11 protein-coding genes are annotated in these 12529 nt (G+C 69.7%); 7 read left to right on the top strand and 4 right to left on the bottom strand.

The features are described from left to right. The first annotated feature begins 60 nt into the window (after positions 1–60). Positions 61–2319, top strand: coding sequence for a hypothetical protein (locus tag H4281_RS24495; RefSeq protein ID WP_182893271.1), 2259 nt, complete (start codon positions 61–63; stop codon positions 2317–2319). Then, the gene (locus H4281_RS24490) at positions 2316–3194 is read left to right on the top strand and encodes a sortase (RefSeq protein ID WP_182893270.1); all 879 of its coding nucleotides are present in this window, start codon (positions 2316–2318) and stop codon (positions 3192–3194) included. The genes H4281_RS24495 and H4281_RS24490 overlap by 4 nt, the downstream gene beginning before the upstream one ends. 151 nt (positions 3195–3345) lie before the next feature. Here H4281_RS24490 and H4281_RS24485 read toward each other — a convergent pair whose 3' ends face one another. Next, positions 3346–4425: a substrate-binding domain-containing protein gene (locus H4281_RS24485; protein WP_182893269.1), complete on the bottom strand. Its 1080-nt coding sequence runs from the start codon at positions 4423–4425 to the stop codon at positions 3346–3348. A gap of 135 nt (positions 4426–4560) precedes the next feature. Continuing rightward, on the bottom strand, positions 4561–4959 hold the full coding sequence (locus H4281_RS24480; protein WP_220507750.1) for a DUF1508 domain-containing protein: 399 nt from the start codon (positions 4957–4959) through the stop codon (positions 4561–4563). A gap of 454 nt (positions 4960–5413) precedes the next feature. On the opposite strand from H4281_RS24480, the gene H4281_RS24475 reads away from it, so the two are divergent. Next, on the top strand, positions 5414–6322 hold the full coding sequence (locus H4281_RS24475) for a LysR family transcriptional regulator (RefSeq protein WP_182893267.1): 909 nt from the start codon (positions 5414–5416) through the stop codon (positions 6320–6322). A gap of 131 nt (positions 6323–6453) precedes the next feature. Here the strand turns inward: H4281_RS24475 and H4281_RS24470 are convergent, their stop codons facing one another. Next, entirely contained in the window at positions 6454–6630 is a 177-nt protein-coding gene (locus tag H4281_RS24470) for an RICIN domain-containing protein (protein WP_182893266.1), read from the bottom strand. Between the two features lie 890 nt (positions 6631–7520). Next, positions 7521–8051 (bottom strand): flavin reductase family protein, encoded by a 531-nt coding sequence (locus H4281_RS24465; RefSeq protein WP_182893265.1) that lies wholly within the window; start codon positions 8049–8051, stop codon positions 7521–7523. A gap of 130 nt (positions 8052–8181) precedes the next feature. On the opposite strand from H4281_RS24465, the gene H4281_RS24460 reads away from it, so the two are divergent. Genes H4281_RS24460 through H4281_RS24445 form a run of 4 tightly spaced genes read left to right on the top strand, consistent with a single transcriptional unit; the run spans position 8182 to position 12465 of the window. Next, a complete protein-coding gene (locus H4281_RS24460; protein ID WP_182893264.1) occupies positions 8182–9042 on the top strand; it encodes an alpha/beta fold hydrolase in 861 nt (286 codons plus the stop codon). Then, positions 9042–10685 carry an FAD-binding protein gene (locus H4281_RS24455; RefSeq protein WP_182893263.1) on the top strand — a complete coding sequence of 548 codons (1644 nt, stop codon included), beginning with the start codon at positions 9042–9044 and terminating at the stop codon, positions 10683–10685. The genes H4281_RS24460 and H4281_RS24455 overlap by 1 nt, the downstream gene beginning before the upstream one ends. Beyond that, on the top strand, positions 10682–11686 hold the full coding sequence (locus H4281_RS24450; RefSeq protein ID WP_182893262.1) for a ferredoxin--NADP reductase: 1005 nt from the start codon (positions 10682–10684) through the stop codon (positions 11684–11686). Before H4281_RS24455 ends, H4281_RS24450 begins: the two co-directional genes overlap by 4 nt. 56 nt (positions 11687–11742) lie before the next feature. After that, a complete protein-coding gene (locus H4281_RS24445) occupies positions 11743–12465 on the top strand; it encodes an SDR family NAD(P)-dependent oxidoreductase (protein WP_182893261.1) in 723 nt (240 codons plus the stop codon). The last annotated feature ends 64 nt before the right edge of the window (positions 12466–12529 follow it).

The following is a 12529-nucleotide window of genomic DNA, read 5'->3' as shown; positions in this document are numbered from 1 at the left end:
GGTGCCCGCGTTCGGATCCCGTTTGTTGACGCCGCGCGCGACGCTGGAGAAGTTGAACTCATGAACCGCTTCAGACGCGTGGCGCACGTGCTCGCCGCCGGGGTGCTCGCGGTGCTCGGCGTCGCCGTCGTGCCCGCCGCGTCCGCGCAGACGCAGCCGCTGAACTACCAGGTGCAGGTGACGGGTGCCGATCCGATGAACGCGCAGGACGGGGACCCGCTGCGCATCACGGTCTCGGGGCTGCCCGCGGGGGCCACGGCGAACTACTCGGTGTGCCCGCTGCCGTTGCGGGATTCGCTCGTGAAACCGGGGACCTGGGCGCACGATCCGTCCGTCGCGGCCCGGGTCACCGCCTACTGCAAGAACTTCAACGACGAGCTGTCGGGCACGGAGTTCAAGACCCCGACCGAGGACGTCGGGCGGAGCGCGACCACGCACGACCTCGTGTTCGACACCTATGTGCCGCGAGGAGCGCGTACGCCCGCGACCATCGCCTTCGACCCGGACTTCACGGCTCTCAAGAAGACCGAGGCGCTGAAGTGGCCGAACAACCCAGATCACAAGCAGTATTCGTTCCCCTGCGACGAGAACCATCCGTGCACCATGATGCTGCGGATCGTCGTCCCGGCGACCGCGGCCGGTCCCGCGCAAACAGTGTTCGACAGTTCGATCACGTTCCGCGCGTCCGCGCCCGGACTCAAGATCAAGGGGTGTGGCGGGGTCGGGGCCGGCACACTGACCGGGAGCATGCCGGAGCGGTTCGGCCGCACCGCGGTCGGCTGGAACCAGATGATCTGCGCTCCGAAGAAGACGGTGCAGCCGGTCAACATCGTGAACGAGAGCGAGGACGTCGGGCTGACGTCGTTCGACAAGGGCGAGTCGGATGTGCAGGTCACCGGCTCCGGCGGAACGCTGGCCGCGCAGCAGGTCCGCGCGCGCAGCTACATCCCGACGGCGCTCAACGCCACAGTGCTCGCCGCGGTCGGATGGGCGCCGACGGACCGCCGGGACGACGGCGGCTCGCTGAACTCCCGTCTGGCCGACAACCTGAAGTTCGGCTGGGACGAACTCGCCGATCTGCTGAGCAAGGGCGGTTTGTCGCCGGACAGCACTGGCCGGGGCGGCATCTTCACGGACGGGTCCGCGCTGGTGCGGCGCAATCCGGCGCTGGCCGCGATCAGCGGGGCCGCGAATGCTCTCCTCTCGCCCAACACGCGCGCCGGCCAGTTCGCCACCGATTTCTTCGGGGTCACCGGCGAAATCGGGACGAGCACCGTGCCGCTGGTGCTCAGCAGCAGGCTGAACGGAATGCCCGCGTGGAAGTACGGGACTTTCGTGGACCTTGACAAGCAGAAGCTGAAGGGAAGCGACGGGCCGGTCGGCGTCGTCACTGATCTGAACGCGCTCAACCTCGGCGACGGCGGGGTGCACAACGTCGATGCGAAGACCGGTCAGGTCAACGTCCGCAAACAGGTCAGCAACGTGACGCTGGGGACCGGGAACGAGTGCAAGAAAGGGTGCCTGAACTGGGTCGTCACCGACCTGGCCACCGCGACCGAGAACGGCTGGACCCCAGTCGCCCTGCCCAACGGCAAGGGCGGTTACGTGGCGCCGACGCCGAAATCGCTGCAGGCCGCGGCCGCGCACACGGAGCAGGCCAAGGACGGTTCGGTGCGCATCGTTCCCAGCGAGGACCCGGAGGCATACCCGCTCACGTTCATCGAGTCTCTCACCGCGCCGCTGAACCCGCTGGTGGATGCCTCGTGTGCGCCGGAAGCGGCGAAGCAAGCCCAGCTCGCGACCTTCTTGAAAGCCGCGGCCAACGGCGGGCAGAACAGCTTGGGCCCAGGACTCGTTCCCTTGCCGCCGGATCTGCTTTCCGCTGCTCAGGCGGCCGTGGCGAAGGTCGGCACCGGCACGGCCGCGGATTCCTGCCATGAGCAGAAGGAAGCGCGGAACCCTGGCTCGGCCGCGACCGGCGGTCCTGGTGCCGCCGCGGGCGGGTCTCCGTCGAGCAGTGGCCTCGGAGGTCCGCTGGCTCGCTCCGGTTCGAATGGCCCTGGTGCGGCGGAAGCTGCTGCGCTGGCGATGAAGGCGCCGACGCAGGCGAGTGTCCAAGAAGCGCGCAGCCTGGCAGCGGCGGTGAAGGTCCCGCTGTTCCCGGGAGCGGGCGTGCTGGGGGCGTTGATTCCGTTGCTCGCTTTGGTCGCGTTGGTGCTGCTGCCGTCGACGACCGGTTACCTGACCGCGGGGAAGCCATTGCCCGCGTGGATGAACCGGCTCGCCGAGCGGGTCGTCGCATTGCGACGCCGGGCATGACGGCGACGCCGCGCGCCCCGGTGCGCTTGAATCCTCAGTGGACGGTTGTCGCGGTAGCCGGCTGGCTGCTCACGACGGTGGTGTGCTTCGGCATTGTCGCCTACGCGCTCGGCCCGATGCTCGCGAACAACGACCAGCGGACGGAGCTGGCGGTGCTGCGAGATCGGATGGCGCAGGCGCAGGGCGCGGCCCGCACGCTGCTCGGTGCCGCTCCGGTGACGAAGCCGCCGGAGTTCGGTGCGCCGGTGGCAGTGCTGGAGATCCCGAAGCTGCAGGTGCAGCAGGTGGTTCTCGAAGGCGTCGAACCGGGCGAAACGATGTCCGGACCGGGGCACGTGCCCGGCACCTCGGGCCCCGGCCAGCCGGGGAACTCGGCCGTGGTGGGCCGGTATTCCGGGTACGGCGCCCCGTTCTCGCGGCTGGGCGAACTGGCTCCCGGGGACCAGCTGGTGATCGCTACGACCCAAGGGAAATCGGTGTACACCGTGACCGGCACGGCGAACCGTGACCTGGACGAAGACCGCGACTACGGCCGTACGGAGAACGACCGGCTGACGCTGGTCACATCCGGTTCGTGGTGGCCCGGCTCGGCTTCGGGCGCGACGGTGGTGACCGCGGTTCTCGACGGCAAGCCGTTCCGCCCGACGCCGCAGAACGGCCGGGCCGACGCGCAGGACGGCCGCACGGGCGACCCGGGCGGCTGGGCCCGGCTGGTGCTCGCGTTCGGCGGGTTCGCGGTGGTGGCCGCGGGGGCGACGCTGCTGTATCGGCGCTGGCGCTCGGTGTCGACGTATGTGCTCACGACACCGGCGCTGCTGGCGTTGGCCGTGCTGGCGGCATCGGCGGTGTGGCGGTTGCTGCCTGCTTGGGCTTGATCTGCCTCAGCTGAAACCGGGGCTGGCCCGGAGACTCTCCGGGCCAGCCCCGGTTTCATGCCGGAGCACGGTGGGCGCCTGCCTTGCCGGGCACACGGAACCGGCCCGGCCGGGGAATCCCCCAGCCGGGCCGGTCCGATGCGTCAGCGGGTCAGGAAAGCGTGCAGGTGACGCCGTTCACCGGGGCGAGCGGCTTGAAACCGTACTGGCTCAGCGTGCCGGCGAGGCTGCCGTTGCAGAGCGGGCTCGGGCCGGAGGAGTCGAAGCCGACCGCGTTGAGCGCCGCGTCGTGCGACGGCGAGCGGGTGTCGAGCACGTAGTACACGAAACGGGCGCCGAGGAAGCCGTCGGCGAACGCCGGGGCGAAATTCGGCGCGGAGCCCGAAACCGGGGCGCTGTCCGAACCGGCACCGGTCAGGGCACCCTCGAAGAAGCCGGCGCGCTTGTCGCTGACGACACCGTTGCCCTGGGCGACCCACTGGGCCACGGAGTAGGGCGCGATCGCCGACGGCTGGTCGCCCGCCGGGATGGTGTTGCCTTCGTTCTCCTGGAAGCGCTTGATGGTGACCGGCTTCGTGGTCGGGTCGAAGCCGAGCACCGTGTTGGTGAAGAACGACAGCGTGCCGGAACCGGCCTGCGGAAGGTAGACGGAGATGGGCGTGTTGGTACCGCCGACCTGGTTCCAGTTGGTGATGGCGCCGCTGTAGATGTCGCGAAGCTGGGCCAGCGTCAGGGTGACCCCCGCGCCGGCGCCGGTCGACGAGGCGGCCCAGGACACGCCGTCCTTGGCGAAGGCGTAGTACTGGAAGGTCGACGGGTCGGAGGCCGACCGCGGGGACGAGGAGCGGGCGAGGTCGATCGACCCGCTGCCGGCCGCGGCGGCGTTGGCCAGCGCGGTCTTCCCCGCGGAAGAGCCGTTGGGGGGCGGGTTGGAGACGGTGTAGCTGGTTCCGCCGTCGTAGACGTCGCCGGGCACAGCGAACGACTGGCTGCCCGCGAGGACCGGCGGGACGTTCACGTAGTTGTCGGGGTCGCTGTTCGCCGCCGCGCCGTTGGCAGCGGCGAAGACCGCGCCGGTGACGTCCGCGATCGTGTCGGAGCCCACCGCGGCCACGACCTCGGGGAGCTGGTTCGGGCCGGGAACCGCGCCAGCGGTCCCCGGGAAAATCAGGGCAGCACCCGCGGCGACCGCGGCGGAGACGCCCGCGAACCGGGCAGTACGAGCACGCATCGGTTTGTACTCTTTCTGTCTGGTCTCGACCACGGGATTCCGTGGTCGAGACCAACTTCGCGGGGCCTGGCAAACACTGCCCGCCACGTCGCGTTCCCGCCCGACGGCGCGGGAGTTAATGCCCGACGAACGCGTTCAGCCGGGCAGCCGGTACTTCGTGCGCCAGTCGGTGATCCGGCCTTCCGCCGCGAATTCCGCCGCGTCCGCGATCGCGGCGACGAATCGCTCGTACCCGTGCTGCGCTTCGATGCGGCGTCCGTAGGCGTGGCTCGCCGAAGCGATCGTCCCGCTCCCCGCGCGCAGGACCCACCGCCAGTCGATTCCGTGGTCGTGGGTCAGTTCCATGCGCGTGCGCGGGAGGTTCGCGCACAGCCACTGGATCGCCGCGACGCATTCTTCCCCGTTGCGGTAGTCGACGGTGCCCAGCCCCAGCGACGCGTTGTTCGTGCCGAGGAGCCGCCACCTCGTCGCGTTCCCCGGGCCGCCGATCAGCTGGAACCGGGGAGTCCGACGTGGACTTCGAGCGCTTTTCATGTGTCGCAACCTCAGTCCGGCTCGGACGGCCGTCCGGTGACAAGCCGTCGCAGTCGATGAGGACATCGCGGACACGGCGCCGGAAAGTTACCGCCGGCGGTTAAGCGGCGACGGCCACCCGGTGAACAGCGGGCGGGCGCGGGCATTCCACAGTAGACCGTCGGCAGGCGGTCACCCTGGAGATTCTCTTCGCCACTCCTGGCGATGACATCGTTCGTTCCCGCGCGGACGTTTCGCCGGTTCCGGGGTTCGGGGCGAGTTCGACTGTTCGCCGCAACCCCGATTCGGGCGTTCGGCGGCACCCGCGGCGGGGTAGTTGGGGCACGCTCGGTGTCCTTCGGGGCGCGGAAATCCCGTTCCGAACCGGTATTTCGCGTCGCAGGCAAGGGGAGGTGGCCGCCGTTGCGTCTACTGTGGACGTCCGGGGCCGTTCGTTTCGGATATGGTTGGCGGAATGGCTGATCTGACGCTCACCGGCCTGCGGGTCGTGGTCGAGGTGGCCCGCACCGGGTCGTTCAGTGCTGCCGCGCATCGGCTCGGCTACACGCAATCCGCGGTGTCCCGGCAGATCGCGGCGAGCGAACGCGCTACTGGAACCGCGTTGTTCGAACGGCATGCCCGCGGAATCCGCCCTACGACAGCAGGAGAAGTGCTGATCCGGCACGCCGGTCGCGTGCTGGACAGCGTGAACGCGGCCGGAAAAGAACTCGCCGGACTGCGCGACCGGCTGGCCGGGCGGATCGCGGTCGGCGGATTCCCGGCGGCGTCGGCGGTTTTGCTGCCCCGCGCGGTTTCCCGGCTGCTGCGCGCCCATCCGGGCGTGGAGGTGCAGCTCGCCGAATCCGCGACCCCGGCGCAACTGCAGTCCCTGCGCCGCGGCCGCCTCGACGTCGCGGTGGCCGTCACCGGCGACGGCTTGCCGGAATACGACTTCGAGGGCTTGCGGCGCACCGAATTGCGCAGCGGAACCGGGTACGGAGTGGCGGTCGCGGAATCGCATCCGTTCGCCGGGCGCAGCTGGGTCGAACCGGACGAACTGGCCGAACAGCAATGGATCGTCGGTGCGGGCGGCTCGCCGGAATCCGGGACGTGGCCGGGAATCGCCGGGTCGTCGATCGCCTTCGCGGTACGCGCGTGGCCGACGCGGTTGGGCCTGGTCGCGGCAGGGTTGGGAATTTCGCTGGTGCCCGGTTTCGCGGCGGACTCGTTGCCCGCCGACGTGCGATGGGTCCCCGTGCGCGACGAGTGCGGCGGGCTGCGGCGCGTGCTGTGGGCGGTGACGGGGGAGCAGCCAAGTCCGGCGGCGGTGGCGATGGTGCGGGCGCTGGAGCAGGAGGCTGGGTCGCTGGGGCGGGGCTGTTAGACGAGGGATGTGCCGTCGTGCTGCGGTTTCTGCGGGTTTGATGTTCGTGAGAGGCGGGATTCGTCGTGGGGGCGCGCTTCTGTCCTGAGCGCGGTCCCGCTTCAGTCAGGTCGGCTCGCGTTCGTCGCGGGTCAGCTGATGCGCCACGACTGAGTGCCGCCGCCGTCGCAGTGCCGCGTCTGGATCGAAGCGCCCCACCAGATGTTGCCGAACGAGACGTCCAGGCAGTTCTTGTCGAGATCGCGCAGAGACGCTCCCTCGGTGTGGAATTGCTGGGCATCTCCGCCGCAGCGACTTCGCGTGTGCACGCCCGCACCCCTGCCTCCGGACGCCTCGCGACTGCGGCGTCTCGTATGACGAGACGTTCTCTTCCCGCATCATCGCGAAAGTCCCATTCTCTGTAACACGCGAACCGATTCGCGGAATTCAGCAAGAACTTTGCGGAGAATCCCCGCTCGCAACGAAAAGCGCTGTCCTCGACGACCGCGAGTCCGGTGTCCGGCGGGGTGGACTCGCGAGGGCAGGCGCGCGGGCACCGGGATACCCGGGGGGTCCCGGTGCCCGCGTGCTTCACCGCGGTTTCCGCCCGTCGCGCCGGCCAGTCAAGCCGATGCGGGACACGCGCGGGGCGACCGAATCGCCTCGGCGAGGTCGCGCCGCGTGACCACTGCGCCGGTGGTCACCTCGACCGGGTGGTCGGGTTGTACCTGGCCGAGTGATGCGATATCGAACAGGTGTTCGACATGATGGTGTGGTGACCAGAATGATGATTCTCCCGGAACCGCAGCCGCGAATCTGGGAGCGGAGAGACGAGTCCCGGCGGAGCCGCGGCAGCGAAGTTCAGCCGAAAACGCCGGAGCCGGATGCCTTGCCGCCGGAGTCCGGTGCGCGTCCCTTTCGGCGCGGTTCGTTCCGCGGATGGGGCCGGCGACCCGATCGCGGCCCGGAACGGTTGCCGGGTCGCGGGAAGCCGTGCCTGCGCGCGGGTCGCGACGAGCCGCGACGGTCGGGATTCCGGCGTCGCTGGCCGAGCGCCTGGCACCGCGTTCTTCACGCGGTCAGGAGCTGCCGCGGATGCTCTGACGGTGATTGCCGGAGAACGGGAAGGAAGTGCCGTTCCTGGCCGATGGGCAACCAGCGCATGGAATCTCGGCGTCACCGTCACGCGTTCCCCGTCGGAGTCGAGCCCAACGGCGGCTCAGCGGTCGCTCCAGCCCCAGAGATAACCCGGAACCTCGTCCGGACTCCCTTCCACGCCGAAATCGCCGCGGTAGAAGATCATCGGCCGGTCGTCGGTTCCGGGGTCGAGTGCGAGAACGCGGCCGAGGACGACGTCATGGTCGCCCGCGCGGTGCACGGTTTCGACCTCGGCGTGCACGCGCAGCAGCACACCGGGCAATTCCGGCGTGCCCCAGCGGGAAAGCTCCCAATCCAGTCCTTCGAAGCGAAGCCCGCGGCGGGATCCGAAGCGGCCGCAGAGATCGGCTTGCGGTTCGGCCAGCACGTTGACGCAGAACCGCCCGGCGGACCGGATGCGCGGCCACGCCCGGCCGCCGCGGTCGGCGCAGAACAGCACCAGCGGCGGTTCCAGCGACACCGACGTGAAGGACTGGCAGGTGAACCCCACCGCCTCGCCGCTGTCGACGCCGGTCACCACGGTGACCCCGCTGGCGAACCGGCTCAGCGCGCGGCGCATCTCCAGCGGGCTCGGTGCTTCGGTGGCTTGCATGGCTTCGACGGTAAAAGCTGCCGGCCCGGGCGGCTCCCGGCTCTCTCGGTGACCGGGACTGAAGGCCCGCGCGCGTCCGGCGGCTGGCTAGCTTCGGCGGTATCCCGCACCCACGAGCAAGAGGTCAGCCATGCCGGAACTGAGCCACGACGCGACGCTGCGCGAACTCCGCACCGACCGGGGCGTGCTGCGCTACCACGAAGCAGGCGACGGGCCGCCGGTCGTACTGCTGCACGGATCCGGCCCCGGCGTCACCGGATGGCAGAACTTCCGCGCGAATCTGCCGTCGTTCGCCGCGCACTTCCGGTGCCTGATCCTGGAATTCCCCGGATTCGGCGTCAGCGATCCGGTCGACGCGCCGCCGATGCCCGCCGCCGAACGCGCGGTGCTCGACCTGCTCGACGGGCTCGGCATCGCCGCCGCCGACCTCGTCGGCAACTCCATGGGCGGCTTCGTCGCCACCCGTACCGCGATCGCGCACCCGGACCGGGTCCGCCGGCTGGTGACCGTCGGCGGGATGGGCACGAACATCTTCAGCCCGGCTCCGGGCGAGGGCATCAACCTGCTGACCGAGTTCGTCGAAGACCCGACGCGCGAACGGCTCGTGCAGTGGCTGAACTCCATGGTTTTCGACCGCGGCCTGATCACCGAAGAGCTGATCGAGGAGCGGTGGAAGCTGGCTACCGCGGCGGATTCCTTGGCCAGCGCCAAGAAAATGTACGGCAAAGGAGTGCTGCGGGCGCAGGCGGCCGCGGCCTTCGACGTCACCCCGCTGTGGGCGACCCTGCGCAAGATCCGCGCTCGCACGCTCATCACCTGGGGCCGGGACGACCGGGTCAGCCCGCTCGACATGGCGTTGATTCCGATGCGCACGATTCCCCACGCGGAACTGCACATCCTCCCGAATTGCGGCCACTGGACGATGATCGAGCAGAAGGACGCGTGGGAAAGCGCCGTCCTCGCGTTCCTGCTCCGGAAGGACGGCGAGTGATGGCCTGGGACGCGGAGCACGACTTCGTCGTCGTCGGCTCGGGCGGCGGCGGGATGACCGCGGCGCTGACCGCCGCGGCGGCCGGGCTGGACGTGCTGGTCGTCGAGAAGGGCGCGATGTACGGCGGCTCAACCGGGATCTCCGGCGGCGGCATCTGGATCCCGAACAACCCGACGCTGCGCGCGGCCGGGCACGAGGACAGCCGCGCGTCGATCCGCCGCTACCTCGACCTGCTCACCGAGGGACGGGTGCCCGCGAAGCGGCTCGACGCGTATGTGGACCACGGCCCGGCGGCGATGGAGCTGCTGGAGCGCAGCAAGTGGCTGCGGTTCTTCTGGGTGAAGGGGTACGCCGATTACCACCCGGAGCTGGAGGGCGGTCGTCCGCTGGGGCGGTCGGTCGAGGCGAAGCCGTTCGACACCCGGCAGCTCGGCGAGGACGAGCGGTACCAGCGGCCGAACACGATGAAGGGTCCGCTCGGCCTGTGGGTCACCGCGAAGGATTACCACGATCTGGCGATGGTCAAGCGGACCTGGCGCGGCCGGTGGGCGTCGGTGATCGCCGCCTGGCGGGTCTCGTCCAACGTGGTGCGGCGCCGGCACATGGCGACCGGCGGTCGTGCGCTGGTCGCGCGGTTGCGGATGGCGTTGAAGGACGCCGGGGTCCCGCTGTGGCTGCGGTCGCCGATGACGGAACTCGTCGTCGAAGACGGCCGGGTGACCGGGATCGTCGCCGAGCACGACGGCGCGCAGCAGCGGATCCGCGCCCGCCGTGGTGTGCTGCTGGCGACCGGAGGTTTCGAGCACAGCGCTGATCTGCGGAAACGCTATCTGCCGGAAGCCGCGTGGGACGATTACAGCGGCGGCGCGCGGGAGAACGTCGGCGACGGCATCGAGGCCGGGCTGGGCGTCGGCGCGGCCACGGACCTGATGGACGACGCGTGGTGGATGCCGTCGGTGCGGCATCCGTCCGGCGCGGTCGTGCCGCTGGTGTCCGAGCGGTCGATCCCGCGTTCGGTCATCGTGTCGGCCGAGGGCACGCGGTTCACCAACGAATCCGCGCCGTATGTCACCTTCGTGCACGCCCAGCTCGAAGGCGGACACGTGCCCGCTTGGTTCGTGATGGACGCCAAGGCCCGGGCGCGCTATCCGTTCGCCCAGATCCTGCCGGGCGCGCCGATTCCGGAGCCGTACTACGCGGCGGGAATCGCGCACCGGGCGGACACTCTCGCCGGGCTGGCCGGGAAAATCGGAGTTCCGGCCGACGCGCTGGCCGGAACGGTCGAGCGCTTCAACGGCTTCGCTCGCAATGGAGTGGACGCGGACTTCGGCCGCGGGGAATCCGCTTACGACCGGTATTACGGCGATCCGACCCTGCCGAACCCGTGTCTCGACGTGATCGAGCGGGGCCCGTATTACGCGTTCCGCATCGAGGTCGGCGACCTCGGCACCAAGGGCGGCCTGGTGTGCGACGAGAACAGCCGGGTCCTGCGGGACGACGGTTCGGCGATCGACGGTCTGTACGCCACCGGCAACACGACCGCTGCGGTGATGGGCAACGAATACGCTGGTCCAGGCGCGACGATCGGGCCGTCGATCGTCTTCGGCTATCTCGCGGCACGGCACGCCGCGCGCTCGGCATGAGCGCGATGCGCGTGCGGGTGACCGAGGTGGTCCGCGAGACCGCTGACGCGCATTCGCTGGTACTGGAACCGATCGAGGGCAGTTTCGACTATCTGCCCGGGCAATTCCTCACCGTGCGGATTCCGTCCGCTGAGGACAGTGTCGCGCGGTGCTATTCGCTGTGCAGTTCCCCGTATTGCGAGGAGCCGGCGAGAATCACGGTGAAGCGCACCGCGGGCGGCTACGGGTCGAATTGGTTGGTGGACAACGCGGTCGAGGGGACCGTGCTGGAGGTGCTGCGGCCATCGGGCGCGTTCACGCCGCGTTCGCTCGACGCCGACGTGCTGCTGCTCGCCGCCGGAAGCGGGATCACGCCGGTGATGTCGATCCTGAAATCCTGCCTGCGGGCCGGTTCCGGACGGGTGACGCTGGTTTACGCGAACCGGGACGAGCAGTCGGTGATCTTCTGGGACGAGCTGGTGCGGCTGACGAAGGAGCATCCGGATCGGCTGACCGTGTCGCATTGGCTGGAATCGGTGCAGGGGTTGCCGACCGAGGCCGGGCTTCGGGCGTTGACCGCGCCGTACCGGGATCGGCAGGCGTTCCTTTGCGGACCCGGGCCGTTCATGGACCTGGCTTCAGCGGTCCTTGACGGACTCGGCGTGGAAAGCATTACGGTGGAACGGTTCACGTCGCTCACCGGTGATCCGTTCCAGTCAGTGGAGGTGGACGAGTCCGGCCCGGCGGGCACAGTGGAAGTCGAACTCGACGGGGAGACGCGCACCTTCCGCTGGCCGCGGGAGAACGCGTTGCTCGACGTCCTCCTGGCGGCAGGCCTGGACGCGCCGTTCTCGTGCCGGGAAGGCGCGTGCAGTGCCTGTGCTTGCGTGCTCGTGAGCGGTGAAGTCGACCTGGCGCACAACGAGGTCCTGGATGCCCAGGACCTCGCGGACGGGTTGATCCTGGCCTGTCAGGCCCGCCCGAAGACGGACGAGGTCAAGGTTACGTACGAGGCGTCGTGAGTGGCGATGCCGGTTCTCGCCGGCGTAAACACTCACGGCGCCCCAGTGAGGCAGCGATGGGCCGATTCGAGAACGCGAAAGTCCTGCTCACCGGTGGCGGCTCGGGGATCGGCCGAGCGACCGCGCTCCGTCTCGCGGCCGAATGCGCGACCGTCTTCTCCGTGGACGTCGACCACTCCGGGACTCCGGAAACAGAACGAATCCTGCGGCATCAGGCCGATGTCTCCGACGAATCCGCGATCTCGGCCGCGGTCCGGGCCGCGGCGGCTGAACTCGGCGGCATCGACGTGGTCGTCAATGTCGCCGGAATCCACCGCACGACGCCGATCGCCGAGTTGACCGTCGAGGACCTGCGGCGGCTCTACGACGTGAACTTGATCGGCACCGCGCTGTGCTGCCGGGAAGCGTTGCCGCAGCTGCCCGACGGCCGTGGCGTGATCGTGAACGTGTCCTCCAGTTCCGCTACGCACGGAAATCCTTACATGACCGCCTATTCGGCGAGCAAAGCCGCAGTGCTGGGGTTCTCGCTGAGCCTCGCGGCGGAGGTCGTCGGCCGCGGCGTGCGCGTGGTCGTCGTGTCGCCGGGCACGGTCGCGACGCCGCTGGTCGGCGAGCACGTCCTGGCCGGTCTCGACACCTCGTACTACAGCCGCATCCGCTCGCCGATGGGCGCGGCGGAACCGGACCAGATCGCGGCGACGATCGCCTTCGCCGCTTCCGCGGACGCGGGATACCTGACCGGTGCGGAGATCCGCGTCGACGGCGGCTCGCATATCTGAAGGGGTTTCGGCTCTCCCGGTGAGCGGGATCGCGCCAGGGCTGTCCGGCCGCCGTGATTACGCT

The sequence above is a fragment of the Amycolatopsis dendrobii genome (genome assembly GCF_014145675.1).
GTDB classification, from domain to species: Bacteria; Actinomycetota; Actinomycetes; order Mycobacteriales; family Pseudonocardiaceae; genus Amycolatopsis; species Amycolatopsis dendrobii.
The sequence above is the reverse complement of the archived record's forward strand: the minus strand, read 5'-3'. Positions and strand labels throughout refer to the sequence as shown.